The sequence below is a fragment of the Zestomonas insulae genome (assembly GCF_016901015.1).
Taxonomy (GTDB): Bacteria; Pseudomonadota; Gammaproteobacteria; order Pseudomonadales; family Pseudomonadaceae; genus Aquipseudomonas; species Aquipseudomonas insulae.
Genome location: NZ_JAFEUP010000002.1, coordinates 511,883 through 536,507, shown reverse-complemented (window position 1 = coordinate 536,507; position 24,625 = coordinate 511,883). Strand labels below are relative to the sequence as shown.

The following is a 24,625-nucleotide window of genomic DNA, read 5'->3' as shown; positions in this document are numbered from 1 at the left end:
AAGTTTCGACATTCCGGCCTGGCGCTACCGCGCCGGCCACTACCCCGAGGAACGCGAGCGACGCGCCGGGGTGCAGCTTCACGGTAGGGCGGCGAACCCCGTTCCACCACTAGATGTAGTGCTGGCACAAATCCAGCAGCAGTGACTTGAGAGCCAGGGAAGTGCTTGAGTCGTGGCCTTTTCCTGACCTGCTTGTGTATTCCACGCGACCGGCCACCCAGCCGTGCGCATGGCGTTTTTGAGCGGAACGAAAGAAACGGCACCTCAAGTGTCCAGAGAATTCAATTAGAGAACACGGAGACCTCCATGCAGACCGAAACCACTCGCGAGAACCCGCAGGCAGGCGTGCCTCCGGTCGCTGACGCGGCCCAGGACCTGAACGCCACCGCCCCCGGTCAGCTGCGCGTGATCAAGCGCAACGGCACCGTGGTGCCGTACACCGATGACAAGATCACGGTAGCGATCACCAAAGCGTTCCTCGCAGTGGAAGGCGGCACCGCCGCCGCTTCGTCGCGCATCCACGACACCGTGGCGCGCCTGACCGAACAGGTCACCGCCACCTTCAAGCGTCGCATGCCCTCCGGCGGCACCATCCACATCGAAGAAATCCAGGACCAGGTCGAACTGGCCCTGATGCGCGCCGGCGAGCAGAAAGTCGCCCGTGACTACGTGATCTACCGCGAATCGCGCGCCCAGGTGCGTAAAGGCGGCGACAGCGAAGTCGCCCAGCCGCACCCGAGCATCCGCGTCACCAAGGCTGACGGCAGCCTCGCCCCGCTCGACATGGGCCGCCTGAACACCATCATCTCGGAAGCCTGCGAAGGCCTGGCCGAGGTCGACGGCGACCTGATCCAGCGCGACACCCTGAAGAACCTGTACGACGGCGTGGCCGAGAAGGACGTCAACACCGCGCTGGTGATGACCGCCCGTACCCTGGTCGAGCGCGAGCCGAACTACACCTACGTCACCGCCCGCCTGCTGATGGACACCCTGCGTGCCGAAGGCCTGGGCTTCCTCGGCGTAGCCGAGAGCGCCACCCACCACGAGATGGCCGAGCTGTACGCCCAAGCCCTGCCGGCGTACATCGAGAAAGGTGTCGAGTTCGAACTGCTGGACGCCAAGCTGAAATCCTTCGACCTGGAGAAACTGGGCAAGGCGATCAACCACGAGCGTGACCAGCAGTTCACCTACCTCGGCCTGCAGACCCTGTACGACCGTTACTTCATCCACAAGGACGGCATCCGCTTCGAACTGCCGCAGGTATTCTTCATGCGCGTGGCCATGGGCCTGGCCATCGAAGAGAAGCAGAAAGAAGACCGCGCCATCGAGTTCTACAACCTGCTGTCGTCCTTCGACTACATGAGCTCGACGCCGACCCTGTTCAACGCCGGCACCCTGCGTCCGCAGCTGTCCTCCTGCTACCTGACCACCGTGCCGGACGACCTGTCGGGCATCTACAGCGCGATCCACGACAACGCCATGCTGTCGAAATTCGCCGGCGGCCTGGGCAACGACTGGACCCCGGTGCGCGCACTGGGCTCCTACATCAAGGGCACCAACGGCAAATCCCAGGGCGTCGTGCCGTTCCTCAAAGTGGTGAACGACACCGCCGTTGCCGTAAACCAGGGTGGCAAGCGCAAGGGCGCGGTCTGCGCGTACCTCGAAACCTGGCACATGGACATCGAAGAGTTCATCGAGCTGCGCAAGAACACCGGTGACGACCGCCGCCGCACCCACGACATGAACACCGCGAACTGGATTCCGGACCTGTTCATGAAGCGCGTGTTCGACGATGGCCAGTGGACCCTGTTCTCGCCGAGCGAAGTGCCGGACCTGCACGACCTGACCGGCAAGGCCTTCGAAGAGCGCTACGAGTACTACGAAGCCATGGCCGGCTACGGCAAGATCAAGCTGCACAAGACCATCGCCGCCAAAGACCTGTGGCGCAAGATGCTCTCCATGCTGTTCGAAACCGGCCACCCGTGGCTGACCTTCAAAGACCCGTGCAACCTGCGCAGCCCGCAGCAGCACGTCGGCGTGGTCCACAGCTCGAACCTGTGCACCGAGATCACCCTGAACACCAACAAGGACGAGATCGCGGTGTGCAACCTGGGTTCGGTGAACCTGGTCAACCACATCGTCAATGGCAAGCTGGACCTGGCCAAGCTGGAGAAGACCGTCAAGACCGCGGTACGCATGCTCGATAACGTTATCGACATCAACTACTACTCGGTCCCGCAGGCGCAGAACTCCAACTTCAAGCACCGTCCGGTCGGCCTCGGCATCATGGGCTTCCAGGACGCGCTGTACCTGCAGCACATCGCCTACGGCTCCGACGCGGCCATCGAGTTCGCCGACAAGTCCATGGAAGCGGTCAGCTACTACGCCATCCAGGCTTCCTGCGACCTGGCCGACGAGCGCGGCAGCTACTCCACCTTCGACGGTTCGCTGTGGTCCAAAGGCATCCTGCCGCTGGATTCCCAGCAGATCCTCATCGAGGCGCGTGGCCAGAAGTACATCGACGTCGACCTGACCGAGTCCTTGGACTGGGCGCCGGTGCGTGCCCGTGTGCAGAAAGGCATCCGCAACTCGAACATCATGGCCATCGCGCCGACCGCGACCATCGCCAACATCACCGGCGTGTCGCAGTCGATCGAACCGACCTACCAGAACCTCTACGTGAAATCGAACCTCTCCGGCGAGTTCACCGTGATCAACCCGTACCTGGTGCGCGATCTGAAGAACCGCGGCCTGTGGGACTCGGTCATGGTCAACGACCTGAAGTACTACGACGGCTCCGTGCAGCAGATCGAGCGCATCCCGCAAGACCTGAAAGACCTGTACGCCACCGCCTTCGAAGTCGAGACCAAGTGGATCGTCGACGCCGCCAGCCGCCGTCAGAAGTGGATCGACCAGGCGCAGTCGCTGAACCTGTACATCGCCGGCGCTTCGGGCAAGAAGCTCGACGTGACCTACCGCATGGCCTGGTACCGTGGTCTGAAAACCACCTACTACCTCCGTGCCCTGGCCGCGACCAGCACCGAGAAGTCGACCATCACCACCGGCAAGCTCAACGCGGTGTCCAGCGGTGCGATCGACGAAGGCAACTTCGCCGCCGCAGCTGCCGAGCCGAAGCCGGCGCCGGTGCCGCAGGCCTGCTCCATCGATAACCCGGACTGCGAAGCCTGTCAGTGATAGGTGACGCACGAAGCTGAGCGGCGTGCGCGTTGTTGCCTGACTGATCGGACCCCATCACGTACAGCCGTACGCTCAGGGGCTCCGACCAGCCAGGCGCCTAGCGCCCCCTCGCTCAGCTTCGCGCTCGATTGGCACTACCGATCTGTTTTTACCCTCGCCCCTCTGGGGAGAGGGCTAGGGTGAGGGGCCAGCCTCTCCCCTGACGCACAACCCTCCCCTCTCCCGCTCGCGGGAGAGGGGCCGGGGAGAGGGCCAACTGCCCCACCCCGTTGCCACGCGCGCACTACGACATTTTGTGATTACCCGGCCGTGCAGTTCCGGCCCACACGACCAGACAGGAGAACCCCATGCTCAGCTGGGACGAATTCGATAAGGAAGACGGCGCCGACGCCGTTGTCGCCGCCAAGCCCGCCGCCGCGGTAGTCACCGCCGCCCTCGACAAGCTCGACGACGAAGCCGCCGGCTCCGTGGAAGAGGCGCGCGCCGTTTCCGCCAACGACTCCGAAGCGGTCGCCCGCGCCAAGCAGGCGCTGGACGCCCTCGACATCCAGGAAGGTCTGGACGACCTGGAAGGTGCCTCCGCGCGCGTGCACGTCGGCGACAAACAGATGATCAACGCCCGCGCCGACCTCAACCAGCTCGTACCCTTCAAGTACGACTGGGCCTGGCAGAAGTATCTGGATGGTTGCGCCAACCACTGGATGCCGCAGGAAGTGAACATGAACGCCGACATCGCTCTGTGGAAGAGCAAAGACGGCCTCAGCGAAGACGAGCGCCGCATCGTCATGCGCAACCTCGGCTTCTTCTCAACCGCCGACAGCCTGGTTGCCAACAACCTGGTACTCGCCGTGTACCGCCTGATCACCAACCCGGAGTGCCGCCAGTACATCCTGCGCCAGGCCTTCGAGGAAGCGATCCACACCCACGCCTACCAGTACTGCATCGAGTCGCTGGGCATGGATGAAGGCGAGATCTTCAACATGTACCACGAGATTCCGAGCGTCGCGAAGAAGGCGTCCTGGGGCCTCAAGTACACCCGTTCGATCTCCGACCCGGAATTCAAGACCGGCACCCCGGAAACCGACCGCCAGTTCCTGCGTAACCTGATCGCCTACTACTGCGTACTGGAAGGCATCTTCTTCTACTGCGGCTTCACCCAGATTCTCTCCATGGGCCGCCGCAACAAGATGACCGGCACCGCCGAGCAGTTCCAGTACATCCTCCGCGACGAGTCCATGCACCTCAACTTCGGCATCGACGTGATCAACCAGATCAAGATCGAAAACCCGCAGCTGTGGGACGCCCAGATGAAGGACGAAGCGACCCAGATGATCCTCCAGGGCACCCAACTGGAAATCGAATACGCACGCGACACCATGCCGCGCGGCGTGCTTGGCATGAACGCGGCGATGATGGAGGACTACCTCAAGTTCATCGCCAACCGCCGTCTGACTCAGATCGGCCTGAAAGAGGAATACCCGGGCGCGACCAACCCGTTCCCGTGGATGTCCGAAATCATGGACCTGAAGAAAGAGAAGAACTTCTTCGAGACCCGAGTGATTGAGTATCAGACTGGTGGAGCGTTGAGCTGGGATTGATTCCGGGTCACGTAGTTTTTCAACAAACACTGAAATCTTTTCACTGAATGTTGAAACGAACGCACCGAGACGGTGCGCAGCAGCTGCCTGGGGAGGCAGCTGCGCTAGCCATCTACGGCTGGCGTTAGCAACTGGGCAAGGCCATTAGCTCCAAAGGAATTGGGCAAAGGAAGTATGAAAAAGGGCCGGTGAGCATTTCTCACCGGCCCTTTATCATTGGCGGGTAATGCCGCTTTCGGCCAATAGCGGATTGATCGAACGTGCCTGAACTCGCCTTCTTGTGACGGTTCAAAATCTCTAGGAAATCTGGGGCAACTCAGATTGGGCGACTCGATACCAGTCGCGAGTGGATTTCAGTCCGAAATCTGTTCCGGAACGGTGCCGGCAGCGGGGTCTTGGATACACGCTTGCGGTTTTGACTGACGGAGTCGCGCTTGTCCACGCTGCCGCTGAGCCTGCTGCTTCGCGCGTAGTGCCTGAGCCGCCGTTACCAGGCCAACTGCCTGGCCGCTTAAATCCAAGCGCGGCGCATTCTCCGTCATGCTTGCCCAGTACCGACTTCCCCGACACCAGGTAGAGATGCCCAGCTTCAGCTGTTCGCTGGATATGCCAAGCAGTTCAAGGTGTTGCTCGGCATCTTTGAGAATGCCCTCCTTGAGCGGAACCTTGGGAGCCGGATTGACCGGGAAGGCCAATGGAAAGTGCTTCTGCAATCGCCAGATCGCTTCTACCGCAGGATCTTGCTCACGCGGCTTGGTTTGCGGTGAGGACTTCTGCTTGCGCTGCTTCGTGCTATCAGTCTTTACCTGCTCTTTTTCAGCTCGCAGGCGGTCGCGTAGCTCAGCTAGTTGCTCAAAACCCATGGTTCAGTTCGCAGCCTCAAGGTTGATTCGTGGCGCAAGGTTATCCCATGCAGTCCTTTGGAGCAGCCTGATCAGGCTGCGGCCCGACCAAGCGAAGTGATCGCGGCTCCCTGCCGCTCGCCGACGAGCAACGGAGCAGCGCGGCATGGGCAGTCCCAGACTGACTATGGATTAAGGCGTGCTTCTCGCCGGGAACGGAAGACCGGCGAGGAACGGACATGGATGCCCCCTAAGTTCCCATAATGAAACCTGTCCCCTACCCCTGTTCAAAATTGTCGACAAGCGACTACCGCGCAAGTTCTACTTCGGCCTACGGCTGCATGATCAAGTCATCATGCAGCGCGGAGCATTTCCGGAATAAACGCGAAGAAAAATAAAATGAACAAGAAAAACATCGCTTTGTTAGGTGGCGCTTTCGTCCTTGGCATTCTTTCGGGGTGTACTTCCGGCCCCTCCTTTGAAACCCCTTCAGGTCAAGCCGAGCTGGGCAATCCAGAGGCGCTCGTCTCCCTGGTTATGTCCGGTAGCATTGCCCCCGATGACTACCTGCCCGTTTATGAGGACGGCACTTTGGTAGCAAGGCCCCTTTGCTCGCTTTTCAAAAACCTTGGCGACACGCCGGGATATAACCTGCCGGGACATGACACTTCGGCTGCCATTGATTTTTTGCTTGAGCGAGACGCCGATGTAAATAAACCGTGTGCGATAAGCACCGACAACTCGGCCCATATGCGGATTGAACTGCCTCCGCCGCTGGAGTCGCTCTTCAAAATAGCCATGCTGCAAGAGATTCAGCTGGTACAGGGCGAGCAGCCCTATCAATCGCCTTCAGCAATCTACGCAGTCGCCGGCAAATTGATTCAGCGTGGCGCCACTGTGAATCCGCATTCATACCTGGGAATTAAGTTGGGTCTTGCAGAGCACGGTGTTGAGCGCATGCCCATTACCTTGGCCGTATTCCAAAACGTTGCAAAACGCGAAGCTTATCCAGCCGCAGAAGCCATGAGAGCTTCGGACGCAGAATATGCGGCCCAGCAGGAAGAAGAATCGAAGAACAGTTTATTCAGCGCAGAAAACATTGCTGGGATTGCCACCATTGCCTCGATGGCTGCCGACAATTATGCAGTGGCGCAAGCGATGAGCGACGCACAAGCAGTAAGCGCAGCCCTTCCACTGGCTCATGCCACGTCGCCTTCGAAGGCGGGTAGTGTGCCAAGCGCAAGCGCCACAACCATCATTGGCGCTGAAAACGTTAAGCCTAGTCCCCCCGAGCTATACACGAATAGCAGCCACACCGGCGGTGCCAATGTGTCTGACGCTCAAGCAGCACAACTGGGTGCCCAGTTAGCCGGCGTCTCCCTGAATTTCGCCGAGACCCACTCGCCTGTAAGCGCCGCCAGCATGCGACCGCACGAGACCGTGACTGAAGCTGCCACGCAACTCGCTAGCGCACCTGTTCAAGCGAACGCCCGGCCTTCTAGCAAGCTCATCATTCGGCAGTTAGGCAATGAGACGCCGCTAGCAGTCACGACAACGCTGCTGCCGGTCGACGAGTTCAGCTCTCCCATCTGCGGCAAGGTCTTCAAATGGCTTGGCAACTCAGATGAGGCATCGCTCAGCTTCTCCTGTGGCGACGGTGCCGTCGGCAAAGGCAGTTACGTGGATGGCAGTGAGCGCGGTGAGTTCGTTTGGGGCTACGCGCTGGAGGCCGATGGCAGCAAGGTGCGCGTGAAAACGTACGAAGAGTGGGAGGATCCAATGTTGCCTAAGTCGCAATTGCGCGCGGTACAGATTCTCTATCGCTACACCAGCGGCCCGAAAGAAGGGCAAAGCTACACCACGCTCACGGGGCCGCTGGAGAAAGGCGCGACGTATGGTTATTACATGTTCAGGGACTACTTCACGAATTAGTGGAGCACTTTCCACACCTAGCCCAATCGGGTACGGACTAAAGATTCGCCGTAGGGATTGTCCTCTTGCGGCCGGTAGCCTTCTCTCACGAACGAACGCTACCGGCCGATTCTGTTGAAAAAGTCGGCCTCGGTTACCACGGCGGAAAAGTTGGCGCCTGAGATTGAAATCCTAAAATTCGGCAGAGGATTGTGGGCCCAGATTTCACGTAGCGACGCGCAGAAAAGGTATTTTCATCGGTCACTATTGGGGCAGTTTGGGCAATGCGACTTTTTCAACAGAATCGGCCAATAGCGGATACCCAAATCGTCTACAAAAGTAGGCTCTTTTCACTAGTTAGAGGCACGTAGGACACCGCTCAAGAGAAAGGCCCAGGTGCGAACCTGGGCCTTTCTCTTTCCGGCAGCAGATGTCAGCTGCCTAGGCGTTGCACCGCTCCCGGGTCGATATCAGCATTGCCATTGCGGGCGCGCTCCTCGGCCAGGCGTGCGCCCTCGGCGGCGGTGAGCGTAAACAGTCGCTCCGGATCGCCGCTGCGCAGGTGCAGAGCAATCTTCTCGGTGCCCTCCACCACTTCAATGCTGCGCTGGCCGGCCGCCAGCCCCTCAACGATGCGCCGGGCGGCTTCCTCGGCGGGCATGCCGCTGTCGATATTGACGTCGGAGCGGCCGCGGCGAGCGCCGTCGCCGCCCAGCGCGTTGACCGCCACGCCGGTACGCACCGAGCCAGGCAGGATCACGCTGACGCGGATGCCATGGGCCTGTTCGACCTCGGCGCGCAGGGCTTCAAAGTAGCCGATTACAGCGTGCTTGGCCCCGCAGTAGCCGGTACGCAGCGGGGCGCCGACCTTGCCGGCCACCGAGCTGACCACTGCCAGTTGGCCGCCGCCCTGAGCGGCCAGGCGCGGCAGCAGCAGCTGAGTGAGGGCCACCGGTGCCAGGTAGTCGACTTCCATCAGCTCGCGGTACACCTCGAAGCGGGTATCCAGGGCTAGGCTGCGCTGGCTGACGCCGGCATTGTTGATCAGGCAGTCGATACGTCCCTGCCAGGCCCACGCCTGCTCGACTACCTGCGGCAGCGCGGCGTAGTCGGTGCTTTCGAAGGGAAGTACCAGGGCGCGTTGCGGCGCCTGCTCAGCGACGGCCTGCAGCGCAGCTTCGCGCCGGCCGGAGAGAATGACACGCGCGCCCTGTTGCAGCAGCAGGCGGGCCAGGGCCTCGCCAATGCCGGAGGATGCCCCGGTGATCCAGACCACTTGGTTGTCGAAAGCCATGTGCCACTCCTTCTCTTGGGTAGCCGCAGTCTAGTGCGCACCGCGTCACTCGCCCCATGGCCGCGCCGGCCAAGGCGCTGGCCCTGCGGCCACGAAATAGCCTGCAGGTTTCGGGTTGCTAGCTTTGCAGGAGGTTTGCGGCGTTCTGAGCTAGCACCACTCCGCCAGCCATGCCGAGGAACTAAGGCACTCCGGATTGCGTAGATTCTGGATGACCGGCATTAGCAGCCGAAAGTCGCCGTTAACGAAGGCTGCATCCGGCCAGTTGCGGACATACTCAGAGCCGCTTCAATATCTCATTACGCAGGGTTACGCCCGCGATACTGCGTCAGCAGGAATTCAGGAAGTCGAGCTACTGCCGTCATTGAAAAAATCATCACGAGCAACGCGTCCGAAATCGCTGAGATCCTGATCCTCATCGCTGAACATGAAGTTCACCATGCGCTCTCGTTTGAGGCCGGAAATCGTCCTGAAAAAGCAGGGCTCGCACAGATGGACCTCATAGCGCTCGCCATCGTGGGCCGAGCCATAACCCCAACTGGCGCGAAGAGTGCCGAACTGCAATCCATACCCTTCAACGCGTGTGCTGTCGCCACAAACGTCGCACAGAACATCACTGACCGATTCGGTCTGTTTCATAGCGGTGATCTTCATTGGCAATCTCCCACCTCGGTACATGTATGCCTTGGTTTATCCAGAACACGATACTCCTACTGAACCCTTCCTCGGTGGGGGGATGTGCTACCGCGAGTAGGTGCGGCTGGCGAATGTCCGTTTATGGCCGATTCTGTTGAAAAAGTAGCTGCTTCCCCATGCCGTCGGCAGAATTGCTCTGTCAGCGAGCGCGGGGGCGAACAGCATGATGGGACAGCTACCGAGTGGACAGCAGCGCCTGTTCTACTCGTTCAATCTGGAAGACCACGTTCCGCCCCAACACCTTTTACGTAGCATCGACCAGTGCCTGGATCTCAGCGATCTGCGTACAAACCTGACCGACTTCTACAGCCCCATCGGACGCCCCTCGATTGATCCGGAGTTGATGGTGCGCATGCTGGTCGTTGGCTACTGCTACGGCATCCGCTCCGAGCGACAGCTGTGCGAAGAGGTGCATTTAAACCTGACCTATCGCTGGTTCTGCCGGCTGGGTCTGGAAGACGAAGTACCCAATCACTCGACCTTCTCGAAGAATCGCCACGGCCGCTTCCGTGACAGCGGCCTGTTCCGCTGGTTGTTCAATGAGGTGCTGCGGCGCTGCATGGCGGCTGGCCTGGTCAAAGGTGAAGGTTTCGCTGTAGACACCAGCATCATCAAGGCGGATGCCAGCCGGCAACGTGGCGTGGCGGGAGATGAAGTCGATTGGCGTGATCCCGCGCTCAGCAACCGCGCTGTGCGCGAGTACCTTGAAGCCCTTGATGAAGAGGCGCTGGCTGAAACTCTTCCCAAGAAAGTCTCACTCACCGATCCGCTGTCCCGTTGGACTGCTGCGCCAGGCGGCCCGGCCTTCTTTGCCTACTCCACGAATTACCTGATCGATACTGAGCACGGCGTGATCATGGATGTGGAGGCGACTCCGGCGCACCGTACCGCCGAAGTCGATTCGACCAGGACGATGGTGGCGCGTGTCGAAGCGCAGTTCGACCTCACGCCGGAACGACTCATCGGTGATACCGCCTATGGCACTGCCCCGATGCTGGCCTGGATGGTCGAAGAAAAGAACATCGAACCGCATGTGCCGGTGTGGGACAAGACCGAGCGCAAGGACGACAGCCTATCCAGTAACGACTTCCACTGGAATCCAGAGGCCAATGAATACCGCTGCCCAGCCGGCAAACCGCTACGCAGCGAATGGCGCATCTTCACCCAGCAGAGATCGCGGGTGACCAAGGCCAACACCATCATCTACCGCTCCAGCCAAACCGACTGCGCCATCTGCCCACTGAAAACGAAGTGTTGCCCCAATACGCCGATCCGCAAGATCGTCCGCAGCATCCATGAGGCTGCCCGCGACGTGGCACGACGCATCGCCAATACGCCGGAATACCTTGTCTCTCGCTGCGAGCGAAAGAAGGTAGAGATGCTTTTCGCCCACCTCAAACGGATCATGAAACTCGACCGTTTGGCTTTTTCCCACGCTTTGGCCGCCGCTTCCGACTCCATCTGGTCGTCCAGTATCGAACCCATGAGGTGTTGGTTTTTCAGTAGTTTGCGGACGCTCGGCCGGCATAAGTGATTATCAGAGACCGAGAAAGCGGTCTGTACAAGAACCGATACGATTCTGCGGGCTCATATCAAAGCCGAAGGGCTACAACGTTTCGGGACTGCGCAACTGCGCCCGGTACCGACTGGGCGTGGTACCGGCCCATTCGCGAAAAGCTTTGACGAAGTTGGACGCTTCGGTAAAGCCCGAACGCTGGGCCACCAAGCCGATAGGCAAGTCGGTGGTCCGCAGCAACTGGCTGGCCATGTCGAACTTCACTTCCTTGAGGAGCTGACGAAAATGCAGATCCAAATCCTCCAAGCGGCGATTGAGGGTACGGGTGGACATATTGAAGTGGCTGGCCACTTCGTCGGCAGTGGGCGGTGCTTCGAGCAGATTGCGTAGGTGGCTACGAATGCGCTCGGGCAGCGAAATAGGCCGCAGGCTGCGTTGGCAGGCTTCTTCGCAGGCTTCCATGGCAGCGGGCAGGTAGGTGGGGCAGGAACCCACTAAGGGAATACGGGTGAGCTCACGGGCAACCAGAATCTGGCTGTGCTTTTGCGAGAAGCGCACCTTGTCGCCAAACAGCTCGCGAAAGGCTGTGCTGTCTTCGGGTTCGGGGTAATCGAATTCGACGAAGTAATCCAGTTCATGCAGTGGTCGCTCCAGACCGCGCGACAGGTTGTAAGCCAGCGATACCAGCCAGCTTTCCTGGTTGAAGTGGTAGTTGCTGCCCAAGGGGATCAGCTTGTTGGCGATCAGCGCCACGTAATTGGGGTGATCGACACGGCGCAGGTTGAACGCGCTACCGAGAATTTTCTGGTAACGGCGCATGATCTGGTAGCCGGTTTCCATGTCCGGCACACAGGACAGGGCCACCCCCAGTTCGGCCATATGGGCATGACGAATACGCTTGCCAAATTCGAAGCCCAGGCGAGGATTGCCGGTCAGTTGCAGGCCCCGGGCAATGATGATCGACAGCTGCTGGTAGCTGAACAGGTGCTGCGGTTGGGAAAAGTGCTCCAGTACCACGCCGGTGCCCTCGAACAGATCGTGGGCGCTCAGGCCTTGTTCGAGCAGCATTTGCACCAGTACGGCGGGCAGGTGTGGGGTGACCATCGGCGTGGTCATGGAGATATGACCTTCGAACGTTTCCATAGCGCGGCCCTTTTTGCTCGGTACGTTAACCATTGCTCCTCTGCCCGGCAACGCCGGATTGCTGATGGGGATAACACAAAATATCCGCCCCGACCGGACTAGCCAGGGCAGACAAAAGGGTGAGCGATCAACGCAACAGGTGCGAGCCACCGTCTACAAGGAACTCCGAGCCCGTGATATAGCCCGCTTCATCCGAGGCGAGAAAGGCAATTAGTGCCGCCGCATCGTTCGGCGTGCCAGCCTGGCCCAGCGGAATGCTGTTGGCGTAGCGCTGAATTGAGTCACGGGTGCTGGCGTCGCTGGTTTCCTGCAACTGGCGGGCGATATTGGCGATCATCTGTGTGGCGATCACACCGGGGTGCACCGAGTTACAGCGCACCTTGGCACCCTGGCTGCCGGCCAGCGCCACCGACTTGGTCAGCTGGGTGACCGCGCCTTTACTGGCGCCATAGGCAACGCTGTACAAGGTTGGGTAGTACGAGGCCAGCGAGGAGATATTGACGATCGAGCCACTGCCCTGCCCCTTCATCACCGGAAGCACTTCGCGGCAGCCGAGAAAGGTGCCGTCCAGGTTGATATGCATCACCCGCCGCCAGTCTTCCAGCGACGTGGCTTCCAGGCCGCCGGCATTCACCTTGCCTTCGATGCCGGCGCCATTGACCAGCACATGCACGCCGCCATGCCGGGCCACCACATCGGCGACCACCTGGCGCCATTGGCCTTCATCGGCCACATCCAGGCGCACATACTCCACGTCGCGGCTCAGCGCGGCGGTGGGTTCGCTGGCGATATCGGCGGCCACCACGGTGGCGCCACGTTGCTGCAACAGATTGGCCGTGGCCGCGCCGATGCCACCGGCGGCGCCGGTAATCAGCGCCACCTTGCCGGTAAATGAACCCATGGTTGTTCTCCTTGTTCGTTACACCAACTGCAACACGATCTTTCCGAAATGCTCGTTACGCTGCATGCGCTCCAGCGCCCGGGCGTAGTCGTCAAAGGCGAATACGGCATCCACCGGTAGCTTCAGTGCCCGCTTGGCAATGGCATCGCCCAGTGTGGTTTTGGCCGCCTGAATCACCTGCACGATCTCTAGCGGATTGCGGGTACGGAACGAGGCGCCGATATAGGTCAGACGCTTCATGTTGTGCAGGTCGAAATCAAAGTGCCCGCTCTCTCCGCCGAGGCGCCCGATATTGACGATGCGCCCGGCCACTTTGGTGGCGCGCATGGTGTCGTTGATCAGGTCGCCGGCGACGTGGTCGATCACCAGATCCACACCTTTGCCGCCCGTGGCATCCAGCACCTTCTGCACCCACTCGGGGTCGCGGGAATCCAGGGCCAGGTCGGCGCCGAATTCGCTTAAGCGTGCACGGCGCTCGGCATTGGTCGAGGTGCCGATCACCACGGTGGCACCCAGCTGTTTGGCCACTTGCAGCCCCATCAGGCCGACCGCGGTACTGGCGCCCTGAATCAGCACGCTCTGCCCCAATTTCAACTGACCGTTGCTGGCCAGGGCGTCGTGCATGGTCTGGATCGCTACCGGCAAGGTGGTCGCCTCGGCGTAGCTCATGCCCTCGGGAATCGGGTACATCACCCACTCGAAACCCAGGGTGTATTCAGCAAAAGCGCCCATGCCAGCCGACATCACCCGGTCGCCAACTTTCCAGGCCTTGACCCCTACCCCCAGCTCCACCACTTCACCGGCCCATTCCATGCCCATCGGCTGGTTGGCCTGGGCACTTTGAAAACCGTGGGTGGCGCCATTGAGCATCAGCAGATCGGCGCGGTTGAGGGAGCAGGCATGCACCTTGACCAGCACCTGATTGGCGCCGGGTTTGGGATTGTCGGTGTCGATAATCTGCGGGCCGTCGGCCCCATTGATCAGTGCGCGCATAGCGAATGTCCTTGAGTGATGTTGAAGGGAGCGCGGCCGAGTGAGGCCCCGGCCGCGCCTGCAGAAGACGAACTAGCCGACCTTGCGGATCGGGTCTTTGCCGTCCCAGTTCTGGGCAGCAGCCTTGATCAGTTCGAAGTACTTGCCCTTCTGCCCGCTGATATCGCTCAGCTCCACCACGGTGCCCGGATGCAGCTCGGTATCGAAATAGGAGAAACGCCCCTGGGGACCGCCGATCTGGCCTTCGTGGCCAACCTTGAGGCCAGCCTCGAGAGCCTTGTTGTAGACCTCGTCGTAGTTGGTCACCCAATAGGCCACGTGTTGCAGGCCTTCGTTACCGGCGTCGAGAAACTCCTTGTACATAGACGGTTCATCGTTGAGCTGCTGGATCAGTTCGATCTGCAGGTCGCCCGAGTTGGCCAGGGCGGCGCTGAACTGCATGCCGGAATCCACGCCGCGGTGACGGAAGTAGTCGGTCGGTACTTTTTCCACGTAAAACCACGGGCCAACGCCCAGCACATTGACCCAGTGGTCCATGGCGGCCTTGATGTCTTTGACCACGTAGCCGTTCTGCGCGACCTTGCCGAAAATCTTGCTCATCGTTGTGCTCCTGTCGGGGTTAGCGGGTGAGTTGGCCGTTGTTGTCGGCGTGCAACTTTTTCAGGTCGGCATCCAGCTCCACGCGGGTGGATTCGAGGAAGCGACTGACCATGTTGAAATACGAGCAGCAGAGGATCAGTTCGGTGGCCTGACGGCGGCCGTAGCGCTCCAGCAGCAGGGCCAAGGCCTCGTCACTGAGGCGCACATTCAGGGAGATTTCCTCTGCCACGCGACAGAGAAAACGGCCCTCTTCGTCGAGGCCAGTGACCGGGCCGTCGACGCCGATCTGGGCGATTTCGTCTGCAGTCACACCAACACGCTGGGCGATCAGCACATGCTGTTCCCACTCATAGCTGGAGTGGGTGACCTTGCCGATACGCAGGATGGCGATCTCGCGCTTGCGGGCATCGAACTGGCTGCCCATCAAAATAGAGGTGGCCAGCTGCACAAAACCCGGCAGGCTGGTGGGGGCATTGGCCAGCATGCGGAAGATATTGGCCTGGGGGAGCTGCTTGAGCAGTGCGGCAGTTTCCTTGGGCAGTTCCTGGTCGTCGGGCAGAGCAATGGTCAGGCTCATAACGGTTTTCCTGATAACGGTTTTGGGGGTTACGGGTGGGCTAAAGCCCGGTGATGCCGGAATCCACGGCCAGGTATTGGCCGGTCACATACACGCTTTCCGTGGACATGAAAAACAGCGAGGCATAGGCGATTTCCCAGGCCGTGCACTGGCGTTTGAACGGCAGTATTTCGCCGCTGCCGCGCGAATCGCGCCCGGCGCCGGCACTGCGGCCATTGGGGGTATCGACCAGGCCCGGCACCACCATGTTGCAGCGCAGATAGCGCCCTGCTCCGGCCCCGGCAAAGAAGCGCAGCAGGCCCATCAACGCGGCCTTGGTGGTGTCGTAGGCAATCATCTGCGAGCCGAATTTGAAGCCGGCCACCGACGAGGTAAGGATCAGCGAACCGCCGTTATCCATATGCTTGAGGGCCGCACGGCCGCAGAGCATGGCGCCGGTCTGGTTGATGGCCACCAGATGGTTCCATTCCTCCAGGCTGATATCCATGCCGACACGGCCGAAGGTGCCGACGTTGAACACCACGCCATCCAGCCCGCCAAGCGCCGTGCAGGTCGCTTCAAAAAGCACGTCCACCTGGTCGGGTTGCTGCACATCCACCGCCAGGGCCTGGGCCGTACCGCCTTCGGCACGGATCAGGCGCACGGTGTCTTCGGCGCTGGCCAGATTGACGTCGGCCACCGCCACGCTGGCGCCTTCACGGGCGTACAGCAGGCACATGGCGCGGCCGTTGCCGACCGGGTCGGTGGCGGCATCGAAGGTGCGCTGGCCGCCGCCGATCACCAGGATCTTGCGGCCCGTCAGGCGCCCACGGCCGGGGGCTTCGCCGCGTGACTCAGGGGCCAGCGGCAAGGCTTGCGGTTGGGTCATGGCGCAGTCCTCCGCTTAGCGCACACCGCTGGTACGCAGCGAGTTGGGGCTGAAGTTGGAGAATGGCGCCGACCAGTTGTATTCGGCCTTGGTGGTTTCTTCGTTGCGCAGGCCGGCGGTGAAATAGCGGCCGTTCTGCACGTCGTAGCAACTCTCGATGGGCATGGCCATGACCTTGATGTCGTACAGCTCGGTCAGGTAGGCCTCGGACAGGCGCCAGAAGTTGCCACGGCTGTCGTAGTGGTCGACCAGGGAAATCGCCCAGCTGTCCTCGTCGATATACATCTCGCGTTTGGCATACATATGCCGCTGGCCTTCTTTTAGCGTCGCCTCCAGCACCCAGACGCGGTGCAGCTCATAACGCACGTACTGTGGGTTGAGGTGGCCGGGCTTGATGATGTCGTCGTACTTCAGCGATGGGTCTTCGAGGGCGTAGTTGTTGTACGGAATGTAGAGCTCGCGCTTGCCGACGATCTTCCAGTTGTAGTGGTCGATGGCGCCGTTGAACATGGTGAAGTTGTCCGCCGTGTGCTGCGCGCCGCCGGTGGACGACGGGCCGTCATAGGCGATCTGCGGGGCGCGACGTACGCGACGCTGGCCGGCGTTGTAGCTCCACGCCGAGCGCGGTTCGGCCACCGGGTTGAAGGTGTCGTGGGTGACGAACACGTTCCCGGCGTAGATGGCCGGCGAGATATTGCGCAGCTTGTAGAACAGCGACAGGTTCTTGTTTTCCAGCTTGTCGTAGTCCGGCAGGTACGAGGCCACCTGGGCTTCCTGCAGCATGGCGTTGGGCGTGTAGCGACCATTGGCCTCGGGCACGGCGGTGATGGTCAGGCGGTGGTAGCCGGAACCCGATGGCCGCACCAGGTGGTTCCAGATCAGCTCGGCGCCGCTTTGCGGAATGGGAAAAGCCACGCCACGGAAGTAGTTCTGGATGCCATAACCGTCGGCAGTCAGTTGCGTGGTGGTGGCGTTTTTCCGGGTTTCGGCATAGATGTCGTCAGTCATCGCCAGGCTGCGATGGGTGGGATAGACGTTCATCTTGAAGCTCTGCGGGTAGCGCTTGAACATCGCCTGCTGGCCGACCGACAGCTTGTCTTTGTACTGCTCGACGTTGCTGGCATCGATCGTGAACAGCGGCTTTTCGTCCTTGAACGGATTGCTGCGGAAACCGCGCTCGTCGACGCTGCCGACGTTGCTGGCCAGGCCACCGGTCCAGGCCGGAATACTGCCGTCGGCATTGCCGGCGCGCTCGGCGCCGGTGGGGGTCAGTGTGCTGCCCAGTTGCGCGGCCTGATCGGCACTGACAGCGGCCATGGCATTGGCGCTTAGAAGCAGCAGGGCCACGCCGGCCCCGTGCAGCAGATGTTGGTAGTGATTCATGGGCAGGGTCCTTAGAAGTTGACGCCAAAGCTCAGCGCGACGAAATCGCGATCAACCTGGGTGTTGTATTTACCGTCGAAGTAGTTGGTGTACGACAGGCTCGCGGTGTAGAAGCTGCGCAGGTCGGCATCGACGCCGAGGCTGACCGCCTTGCTGCCCTCAATAAACGGCGAGATCGACGGGCCGTAGCCCTTCACGTCATGGGAAAAGGCCAGGGACGGACGCAGGTTCAGTTGCGGCAGTACATCGCGGTAATCGAGGGTGCCGCGCAGGCGATAACCCCAGGCGGTGGCGGTGGTGAAACCCTCGTCGTTGCAGTACTGCGGGTTGGTGGTGTTGGTGGAGGTGCGGCACAGCGCGTTGTCGGCCAGCACGCCTTGGCCAAAGGCACCGTCACGGCCAAAGCGCAGGCCGTATTTGTTGTCCAGCCCGCCGGTGTGCACGATCGCCGCTTCGCCAATCAGGATCAGCCGATCGGCACCGGCCACCTGGTTGAAGATATGCGTGGCGCCGCCTTGCAGCTGGGTCATTTCCTTGCGCTGGTAGCCGCTGATGGTCTGGTTGTTGGCCACCCCATACAGGCCGCTGCTGTACACCGGAGATACCGACGGCGTGCCGAGCATGGCCAGGGTCATATCGGTGCCGTTGATTTGCAGAGGCGCGTTGGGGCGGTAGGACAGCTCGCCCTGGATCGCCGTACCGGTGGCCAGGGTGGTGGCGAAGCTCAGGCCATACAGGCGGATATCTTCCGGGTAGTCGGCAAAGTACTTGGACGTGCCCAGGCGATAAGCGCCACCCAGGGCATTGGCCAGGCCGGAACAGGCCGCGCCGCTGACCCCGGCATTGGCGCACAGGTTGCCGGCAAAGCCGAAGTCGGCGGTATGCGGGCCGGTGATCATGCTGTAGTACGGCATGCGGCTGTGGTAGTTCATGAAATAGGCGGCGAACTCGGTGTCCAGCAGCAGCGAGTTCCAGCGCAGGGCCGCCCCCCACTGCCCGCTGTTGCGCGCATCGTTGTCGCCGGCGCGCTGAATGCGGATGCCTTCGGGCGTCAGGTCGATGCCTTCCGGGGTCAAGGCCGCCACCGCCGCCGGGTTGCCGGTGAGGTTGGCGCTGACGGTGTTGGCTTCGCAGCCATCGGCCATATTGTCGATGCCGAAGTAGGTGCCGCAGTTGTCCAGCACCACCTGTTTCCAGTCCAGTTGGTAGAACAGCTCCATCGAGGTGTTCTCGGTGAGGCTCTGGGTCAGGTAGAGCATTTCCACCGGAATCAGGCCTTCTTTCAGTTCTGAACCAGGGCGCCGCAGGGCGGAAATATCCACCGGGTTGATCGAGTTGATACCGCCACCGATAAAGGTGCTCTCGCCCCAGCTGACCACCTGTTTGCCCACGCGGAACGAGCCGGCCATATCGCCGACTTCGTAGTTGTAATAGGCAAACATATCCAGCAATTCCGCACCGGATGCCTGGGCGCCGCGCTTGCGGTTGCTGTCGTCGATGTCTTTGAACGGCCGGCTTTCATCCTTGAGTTCGAAGTCGTACCAGTACTTGCCACGGGCGAAAAAGCCGTAGTTCTGGTAGCGCAGTTCCAGGTCGTGCACGCCTTTGAAAATCTTCGAGAAAGTTTCGCCCTTCTTGAAGTTCAGGCGCCCGTCATCGCTGGTGGTGCTGCTGGCTTTGCCACCGTTGTTGGCGCCGATCAGGTGCTTGTCCGGCCCGCTGGCAGCCCAGCTGGCACCGATGGACAAGGAGGAGTCGAACTGCCCTTCCAGTTCGCCGTAGTTGAAGGTAAACGCGTTGGCTTTGCCGACCATTACCGAGCACAGGGCAAGGGTCAGTGCGCTGGCCTGAAAGCCGGCGGACTTGGCTGATAAATACATTTCACGCCTCATTATTTTTATTAGCGGAGATGAATCGCTACGCCCCGATCGTGATGCCGGTGGCTACGTAGTGGTGGCTAGCCTAAGCAGGCAGCGCGGGGAAAAATGGTGGTTCCACGCCAATTGATTGTGGTTTTTCGACAACCGTTCGAATTGGCGGCCTGGCGGCTGGCAGCGGCCAGGCTGGGGGTGGCATAACTGAAAGGGCGAAAACACGCCATGCAAAGCACGCATAAGCGTTGCTTCTGATGGTTTATATACGCCAGCAATAGTGCCGAGCGCGTGCCTGCTTCGGCCCTGCTGGTTTGGCGTCGCCGCCCTTGAACAGGTCCACTCATGAACAACAACAAAAAGACTGACTACCCCTCCCCCCTGCGCGCCTGGAGCATGGTGCTGATCCTGATGTGCGCGTACATCCTGTCGTTCGTTGATCGACAGATTCTCAGCCTGCTGGTGGAGCCGATCCGCCGCGACCTGCTGCTCAATGACACGCAGATCAGCCTGCTGATGGGCCTGGCCTTTGCGGTTTTCTACACCCTATGCGGCCTGCCGCTGGGCCGCGCGGCCGATTCACGTAGCCGACGCGGGCTGATCGCCCTGGGCATTCTGGTATGGAGTGCAGCCACCGCGTTTTGCGGCTTGGCGAAGAACTACTGGCACTTTCTGATCGGCCGTATCGGCGTGGGTGCCGGTGAAGCGGCACTCAACCCTGCCGCCTATTCGCTGATTGCCGACAGCTTTCCCGATGACCGCCGCGCCACCGCCATGAGCGTGTATGCCATGGGCGTGTACCTGGGTTCCGGGGTGGCTTATATGCTCGGCGCGCTGATCATCAAATTCGCCTCGGCACAGGGCGACCTGGTGCTACCGCTGCTCGGCGAAATCCGCCACTGGCAGCTGATCTTTATCATCCTCGGCGCCCTGGGCGTGGCCTTTACCCTGACCCTGCTGGCAATCAAGGAGCCGGTGCGCCGTGGCGTTGGCGCGGGTGTGGCGGTGCCGGTGAAAGACGTGGCGCGTTATCTGCGCAGCAACCGCAGCACCATCGTGCTGCACAACTTCGGTTTCGCCCTGCTGATGCTGGTGGGTTACGGCATGGGCGCCTGGGCGCCGACGTTCTTTATCCGCACCTACGGCTGGACGCCCACCGAGGTAGGGATGATCTACGGCACCATCGTGCTGGTGTTCGGTTGCATCGGCGTGGTGGCAGGCGGTCGCCTGGCCGATTATCTGCGCAAACGCGGCCACCGCGATGCGTCGATGCGCGTGGGATTTGTTGCCGCCCTGCTCGGCATTCCCTGCGCCTTTGCACCGCTCTCCCCCACGGCGGAAATTGCCGCGGCCCTGCAGATACCGGCGGTGCTGTTTATGAGCATGCCGATTGGCGTGGCAGCCGCCTCGCTGCAGGAAATCATGCCCAACTCGATGCGTGGCCAGGCCATTGCCTTGTATAGCCTGATTGCCAGCCTGATCGGCCTGGGGCTGGGGCCGACGGCGGTGGCGCTGATCACCGATTACGGCTTTGCCGACCCACTGGCGGTGCGTTACTCGATGGTGATCGTCAGCGTGCTGGGCCTGAGCTTCGGCGCCCTACTACTGGGCCGTGGCCTGGTGCATTTCCGCAAGACCCATGAGGACCTGGCCAGCTGGCGCCCGCCCGTCACAGCACCACTCGATATCGGCACCGCGCCGCTGACCCCCAATTTGGCCGAAAAGCATCACTAGCTGACGGAGCCGCACCATCGCCAACACGGTGCGGCCCTTACCATCGCCCTTCAAATAAAAACGACCGCGCCGGCGCCCTGCACCGCGCGTAAAAAAGCAGTACGCAAGGAGTCTGGATATGCCGATTGGTTACGAGCTTGAACCCAGCGGAATGTGGGACCGCTTCTACCGCTGGTTTGCCAAGGTGTCGTCGCGCTACGTCAACGGCGCCGATGAGTTGCCGCCAAAAGAAGCCCTGGCCGGCCACCTCGCCGCCCAACGCCTGGCCTATGACGCGGTGGTGCATGTGAGCAAGCAGTTGGTGGTCGGCATGACCGAGTTGGAAGCCGCCACCCTGCTGGAAAACTACCTCAAGGCACACGGCACCGAGCGCTACCTGCACCGCGCCTTTGCCTGGTTTGGCTCGCACTCGCGCTTCGATGAATACCAGTCCTACAGCGACTACCACCCCAGCGAGCGCGCCCTGCAACCGGAGCATGTGGTGATTCTCGATGTATCGCCGGTGGTGGACGGCTATATCGGCGACGTCGGCTACACCCTGTGCCTGCAACCCGATGCCGAGCTGGACAAGGCCAAAGACTTCCTCCTGCAACTGCGCGAAGACCTGCCAAAAATGTTCGCCAGCGAGCTGACTGCTGGCGAGATCTGGCTGCAGATCGACGAGCGGATCAAAAACGCCGGCTACGACAATGTGCACAGCAAATACCCGCATTGCGTGCTGGGCCATCGGGTGTTCCGGGTCAAACCCAAACAGGGCAAGCACCTGCGCATCGGCAATCGCTCGTTTGGCTGGTTCTCCCTGGAAACCAATATGGCCCTGATGAAGATGGGCCTCTCGGCTACCCTCACCCCCGAACATATCGGCCGCAAGCTCGGCCTGTGGGCCATTGAGCCGCATATCGGCTGGGCCGGCGGCGGCGCCAAGTTCGAAGAGATTCTGGTGGTCGAACCGACCCGCTGCTACTGGCTGGATGACAACGTACCCCACGTGCTGGAAGCCAAGGCCAAGCGCTGACGTGCCACGTATCGACCCTTGCAAACTGCTGGCCGTGGCGCTGCTGGGGCTGCTGATTGCGCTGTATTGCCTCAGCACCCCGCCGCGCCCCGCGCCAACCGACAGCCTTGGCCGTAATGGCGGAGACGTTCATGTCACTTAAGGTCCATCACCTCAACTGCGGCACCATGTGCCCGGCGTGCGAACGCCTGGTCAGCGGCCATGGCAGTTGGTCGCGCCCAGGCAAACTGGTGTGCCATTGCCTGCTGCTGGAAACCCCCGACTGCCTGGTGCTGGTGGACACCGGCATGGGCCTGCAGGACATCGCCGAACCGCGACGCCGTCTCGGCCTCACCTACCCGCCTCTGTTCAAACCGCTGCTGGCGCTGGAGGAAACCGCCATCCAGCAGATCCGTGCCCTGGGCCTCGACCCTCGGGATGTGCGGCATATCATCACCACCCACCTGGACCTCGACCATGCCGGCGGCCTGAGCGATTTCCCCTGGGCGCAGGTACATGTGCTGGAACCCGAGCTGAAGCAAATCCAGCAACCGGGTTTACGCGAACACCTGCGTTTTCGTCTGCCGCAGTTCAAGCACCGGCCCAACTGGGTGGTGCACCCGGAACGCGGCGAAAGCTGGTTCGGCCTGGACAGCATCCAGGCGATTGCCGAGCTGCGGGACCAGGTGCTGCTGGTGCCCCTGATCGGCCATACCAAAGGCCATACCGGCGTGGCGGTGAACACCGACTCGGGCTGGCTGCTGCATTGCGGCGATGCCTATTACCACCACAGCGAACTGACCGCCTCGCCCAATACGCCGGGCTTTCTGAAGTTCTTCGAAGTGCTGATCCAGGCCAAGCCAGCGGCGCGAATCGCCAATATCAAACGCCTGCGCCAATTGGCGGCCAACCACTCGGGCGAGATCGAGCTGTTCTGCGCCCACGACCCTGTAGAGCTGGCGCGCTATCACCGCCCTCAATAATAAGAAAGGACGCTCACTGTGCAAAACCATTACGACGTGCTGATCATCGGTGCCGGGCTGTCCGGCATCGGCATGGGCTGCCACCTGGTGCGCGAGTCGCCGCAACTGACCTACGCCATTATCGAACGCCGCCAGGCCATGGGCGGCACCTGGGATCTGTTCCGCTACCCCGGCATCCGCTCCGACGCCGATATGTTCAGCTTTGGCTACGGCTTCCGGCGCTGGGACAAACTCAAGACCCTGGCCGACGGCGCCTCGATTCGCCAGTACATTGCCGACACCGCGGCCGAGCATGGCGTGGACCACAACATCCATTACGGCCTGGCCAGCACCGAGGCCAACTGGTCCAGCACCGAGCGCCTGTGGACGCTGAAAACCCTCGATGAAAAAACCGGTGAAGTGCAGGTGTTCACCAGCCGCTTTGTGGTGTCGTGCGTGGGCTACTACAACTACGACAATGGCTACCTGCCGACCTTCCCCGGCAGCGAACGTTTTCAGGGCCAGATGATTCACCCGCAACACTGGCCCGAGAACCTCGACTACCGAAACAAGCGCATCGTCATCATCGGCAGCGGCGCCACCGCCGTTACCCTGGTGCCGGCCCTGGCACCCGAGGCCGCCCATGTGACCATGTTGCAGCGCTCGCCCAGCTACATCATTACTGTGCCGGGCTCGGACGCGCTGTCCGCCGTATTGCGCCATGTGCTGCCGATGCGCTGGGTGTCGGCGTTCGCGCGCAAACGCAATATTTGGCTGGCCCGCGCCATCTACAAGGCCGCACGACGTTGGCCAAACAAGGTGCGTGATTGGCTGCTGGCTAATGTGAAAAAGCAGGTCGGCGACGACATCGATATGCGCCACTTCACCCCCAGCTATATGCCCTGGGATGAGCGCCTGTGTGCGGTGCCCGATGGTGACCTGTTCAAGGTGCTGCGCAGTGGCAAGGCAGACGTAGTCACCGAGCATATTCAGACCTTTACCGAAACCGGCATCCGCCTGAAGTCCGGCCAGGAGCTGGAGGCCGATATCATCATCACCGCCACCGGCTTGCAGTTGCAGGCGCTCGGCGGTATGGAGCTGAAGGTCGACGGCCAGCGGCAGAACCTCGCCGAACGCATGACCTACAAAGGCGCCCTGGCCGAAGACATCCCCAACATGGCCTCGGTGTTTGGCTACACCAATGCCCCCTGGACGCTGAAAGCCGACCTGGTTTCCCACTACCTGTGCCGCCTTTACAACTACATGGGCGAGCACCACTTCGAGGTGTGCACCCCCAAGGCCCCGGAGGGTGAAAAAGAAGCCGGCAGCGTGATGAGCACCCTCGATTCCGGCTATGTAAAACGCAGTGCCAACCTGCTGCCACGCCAGGGTCGCCACCTGCCCTGGCGGGTACTTAACCACTATGAGCAGGACCGGGTGATGTACAAGCAACCGATTGCCGATGGGGTATTGGAGTTTTCGCCCATTTCGCGTCAAGCAACCGCGCCACGGAGCAATTCCCGCGCCACTGAAATCAGCTGAAG

Annotated in this window: 19 protein-coding genes; 8 read left to right on the top strand and 11 right to left on the bottom strand. The window is 61.2% G+C overall.

Annotated elements, in window-relative coordinates:
* The first annotated feature begins 306 nt into the window (after nucleotides 1–306).
* Nucleotides 307–3,195 carry a ribonucleoside-diphosphate reductase subunit alpha gene (locus tag JQX08_RS08175; protein ID WP_204915796.1) on the top strand — a complete coding sequence of 963 codons (2,889 nt, stop codon included), beginning with the start codon at nucleotides 307–309 and terminating at the stop codon, nucleotides 3,193–3,195.
* Nucleotides 3,196–3,545: 350 nt separating this feature from the next.
* Nucleotides 3,546–4,796 carry a ribonucleotide-diphosphate reductase subunit beta gene (locus JQX08_RS08170; protein ID WP_204915795.1) on the top strand — a complete coding sequence of 417 codons (1,251 nt, stop codon included), beginning with the start codon at nucleotides 3,546–3,548 and terminating at the stop codon, nucleotides 4,794–4,796.
* Between the two features lie 353 nt (nucleotides 4,797–5,149).
* On the opposite strand, the gene JQX08_RS08165 is transcribed toward JQX08_RS08170, so the two are convergent.
* On the bottom strand, nucleotides 5,150–5,659 hold the full coding sequence (locus JQX08_RS08165; RefSeq protein WP_204915794.1) for a ProQ/FinO family protein: 510 nt from the start codon (nucleotides 5,657–5,659) through the stop codon (nucleotides 5,150–5,152).
* A 378-nt stretch (nucleotides 5,660–6,037) separates the two neighbouring features.
* On the opposite strand from JQX08_RS08165, the gene JQX08_RS08160 reads away from it, so the two are divergent.
* On the top strand, nucleotides 6,038–7,570 hold the full coding sequence (locus tag JQX08_RS08160) for a ribosomal eL19 family protein (protein ID WP_204915793.1): 1,533 nt from the start codon (nucleotides 6,038–6,040) through the stop codon (nucleotides 7,568–7,570).
* Between the two features lie 412 nt (nucleotides 7,571–7,982).
* On the opposite strand, the gene JQX08_RS08155 is transcribed toward JQX08_RS08160, so the two are convergent.
* Together JQX08_RS08155 and JQX08_RS08150 are read right to left on the bottom strand one after the other, a co-directional pair.
* A complete protein-coding gene (locus tag JQX08_RS08155) occupies nucleotides 7,983–8,843 on the bottom strand; it encodes an SDR family NAD(P)-dependent oxidoreductase (protein WP_204915792.1) in 861 nt (286 codons plus the stop codon).
* Between the two features lie 339 nt (nucleotides 8,844–9,182).
* On the bottom strand, nucleotides 9,183–9,497 hold the full coding sequence (locus tag JQX08_RS08150; protein ID WP_204915791.1) for a hypothetical protein: 315 nt from the start codon (nucleotides 9,495–9,497) through the stop codon (nucleotides 9,183–9,185).
* Nucleotides 9,498–9,702: 205 nt separating this feature from the next.
* Here JQX08_RS08150 and JQX08_RS08145 point away from each other — a divergent pair, with 205 nt between their 5' ends.
* Nucleotides 9,703–11,073 (top strand): transposase, encoded by a 1,371-nt coding sequence (locus tag JQX08_RS08145; protein WP_430472508.1) that lies wholly within the window; start codon nucleotides 9,703–9,705, stop codon nucleotides 11,071–11,073.
* Nucleotides 11,074–11,145: 72 nt separating this feature from the next.
* On the opposite strand, the gene JQX08_RS08140 is transcribed toward JQX08_RS08145, so the two are convergent.
* The 8 genes from JQX08_RS08140 to JQX08_RS08105 form a co-directional block, all read right to left on the bottom strand.
* A complete protein-coding gene (locus JQX08_RS08140; RefSeq protein ID WP_204915790.1) occupies nucleotides 11,146–12,198 on the bottom strand; it encodes a helix-turn-helix domain-containing protein in 1,053 nt (350 codons plus the stop codon).
* A gap of 127 nt (nucleotides 12,199–12,325) precedes the next feature.
* Entirely contained in the window at nucleotides 12,326–13,099 is a 774-nt protein-coding gene (locus JQX08_RS08135) for an SDR family NAD(P)-dependent oxidoreductase (protein ID WP_204915789.1), read from the bottom strand.
* 18 nt (nucleotides 13,100–13,117) lie between these two features.
* Complete coding sequence (locus JQX08_RS08130) at nucleotides 13,118–14,092, bottom strand: quinone oxidoreductase family protein (protein ID WP_204915788.1); 975 nt, start codon at nucleotides 14,090–14,092, stop codon at nucleotides 13,118–13,120.
* 72 nt (nucleotides 14,093–14,164) lie between these two features.
* A complete protein-coding gene (locus JQX08_RS08125; RefSeq protein WP_204915787.1) occupies nucleotides 14,165–14,692 on the bottom strand; it encodes a VOC family protein in 528 nt (175 codons plus the stop codon).
* A gap of 19 nt (nucleotides 14,693–14,711) precedes the next feature.
* A complete protein-coding gene (locus JQX08_RS08120) occupies nucleotides 14,712–15,269 on the bottom strand; it encodes a carboxymuconolactone decarboxylase family protein (protein WP_204915786.1) in 558 nt (185 codons plus the stop codon).
* Nucleotides 15,270–15,309: 40 nt separating this feature from the next.
* Nucleotides 15,310–16,137 carry an SDR family NAD(P)-dependent oxidoreductase gene (locus JQX08_RS08115; RefSeq protein ID WP_204915785.1) on the bottom strand — a complete coding sequence of 276 codons (828 nt, stop codon included), beginning with the start codon at nucleotides 16,135–16,137 and terminating at the stop codon, nucleotides 15,310–15,312.
* Nucleotides 16,138–16,152: 15 nt separating this feature from the next.
* A complete protein-coding gene (locus JQX08_RS08110; RefSeq protein WP_204915784.1) occupies nucleotides 16,153–17,520 on the bottom strand; it encodes a DUF1329 domain-containing protein in 1,368 nt (455 codons plus the stop codon).
* 11 nt (nucleotides 17,521–17,531) lie between these two features.
* Complete coding sequence (locus JQX08_RS08105) at nucleotides 17,532–19,400, bottom strand: DUF1302 domain-containing protein (protein WP_204915783.1); 1,869 nt, start codon at nucleotides 19,398–19,400, stop codon at nucleotides 17,532–17,534.
* A 336-nt stretch (nucleotides 19,401–19,736) separates the two neighbouring features.
* Between JQX08_RS08105 and JQX08_RS08100 the strand changes: the two genes are divergently transcribed.
* The 4 genes from JQX08_RS08100 to JQX08_RS08085 all read left to right on the top strand — a co-directional run bounded on the left by JQX08_RS08100 (nucleotide 19,737) and on the right by JQX08_RS08085 (nucleotide 24,623).
* Nucleotides 19,737–21,125: a spinster family MFS transporter gene (locus JQX08_RS08100; protein ID WP_204915782.1), complete on the top strand. Its 1,389-nt coding sequence runs from the start codon at nucleotides 19,737–19,739 to the stop codon at nucleotides 21,123–21,125.
* 118 nt (nucleotides 21,126–21,243) lie between these two features.
* Nucleotides 21,244–22,140: a M24 family metallopeptidase gene (locus JQX08_RS08095; protein ID WP_204915781.1), complete on the top strand. Its 897-nt coding sequence runs from the start codon at nucleotides 21,244–21,246 to the stop codon at nucleotides 22,138–22,140.
* Between the two features lie 131 nt (nucleotides 22,141–22,271).
* A complete protein-coding gene (locus JQX08_RS08090) occupies nucleotides 22,272–23,102 on the top strand; it encodes an MBL fold metallo-hydrolase (RefSeq protein ID WP_204915780.1) in 831 nt (276 codons plus the stop codon).
* Between the two features lie 18 nt (nucleotides 23,103–23,120).
* Nucleotides 23,121–24,623, top strand: coding sequence for an NAD(P)-binding protein (locus tag JQX08_RS08085; protein ID WP_204915779.1), 1,503 nt, complete (start codon nucleotides 23,121–23,123; stop codon nucleotides 24,621–24,623).
* Nucleotides 24,624–24,625 lie beyond the last annotated feature (2 nt).

What these genes read in the sequence shown, in the direction of transcription:
- JQX08_RS08125 (WP_204915787.1), bottom strand. Translation starts at nt 14,692, where the DNA reads ATGAGCAAGATTTTCGGCAAGGTCGCGCAGAACGGCTACGTGGTCAAA.
- JQX08_RS08155 (WP_204915792.1), bottom strand. Translation starts at nt 8,843, where the DNA reads ATGGCTTTCGACAACCAAGTGGTCTGGATCACCGGGGCATCCTCCGGC.
- JQX08_RS08160 (WP_204915793.1), top strand. Translation starts at nt 6,038, where the DNA reads ATGAACAAGAAAAACATCGCTTTGTTAGGTGGCGCTTTCGTCCTTGGC.
- JQX08_RS08150 (WP_204915791.1), bottom strand. Translation starts at nt 9,497, where the DNA reads ATGAAGATCACCGCTATGAAACAGACCGAATCGGTCAGTGATGTTCTG.
- JQX08_RS08130 (WP_204915788.1), bottom strand. Translation starts at nt 14,092, where the DNA reads ATGCGCGCACTGATCAATGGGGCCGACGGCCCGCAGATTATCGACACC.
- JQX08_RS08175 (WP_204915796.1), top strand. Translation starts at nt 307, where the DNA reads ATGCAGACCGAAACCACTCGCGAGAACCCGCAGGCAGGCGTGCCTCCG.
- JQX08_RS08140 (WP_204915790.1), bottom strand. Translation starts at nt 12,198, where the DNA reads ATGGAAACGTTCGAAGGTCATATCTCCATGACCACGCCGATGGTCACC.
- JQX08_RS08095 (WP_204915781.1), top strand. Translation starts at nt 21,244, where the DNA reads ATGCCGATTGGTTACGAGCTTGAACCCAGCGGAATGTGGGACCGCTTC.
- JQX08_RS08170 (WP_204915795.1), top strand. Translation starts at nt 3,546, where the DNA reads ATGCTCAGCTGGGACGAATTCGATAAGGAAGACGGCGCCGACGCCGTT.
- JQX08_RS08090 (WP_204915780.1), top strand. Translation starts at nt 22,272, where the DNA reads ATGTCACTTAAGGTCCATCACCTCAACTGCGGCACCATGTGCCCGGCG.
- JQX08_RS08105 (WP_204915783.1), bottom strand. Translation starts at nt 19,400, where the DNA reads ATGTATTTATCAGCCAAGTCCGCCGGCTTTCAGGCCAGCGCACTGACC.
- JQX08_RS08115 (WP_204915785.1), bottom strand. Translation starts at nt 16,137, where the DNA reads ATGACCCAACCGCAAGCCTTGCCGCTGGCCCCTGAGTCACGCGGCGAA.
- JQX08_RS08145 (WP_430472508.1), top strand. Translation starts at nt 9,703, where the DNA reads ATGATGGGACAGCTACCGAGTGGACAGCAGCGCCTGTTCTACTCGTTC.
- JQX08_RS08110 (WP_204915784.1), bottom strand. Translation starts at nt 17,520, where the DNA reads ATGAATCACTACCAACATCTGCTGCACGGGGCCGGCGTGGCCCTGCTG.
- JQX08_RS08165 (WP_204915794.1), bottom strand. Translation starts at nt 5,659, where the DNA reads ATGGGTTTTGAGCAACTAGCTGAGCTACGCGACCGCCTGCGAGCTGAA.
- JQX08_RS08135 (WP_204915789.1), bottom strand. Translation starts at nt 13,099, where the DNA reads ATGGGTTCATTTACCGGCAAGGTGGCGCTGATTACCGGCGCCGCCGGT.
- JQX08_RS08100 (WP_204915782.1), top strand. Translation starts at nt 19,737, where the DNA reads ATGAACAACAACAAAAAGACTGACTACCCCTCCCCCCTGCGCGCCTGG.
- JQX08_RS08120 (WP_204915786.1), bottom strand. Translation starts at nt 15,269, where the DNA reads ATGAGCCTGACCATTGCTCTGCCCGACGACCAGGAACTGCCCAAGGAA.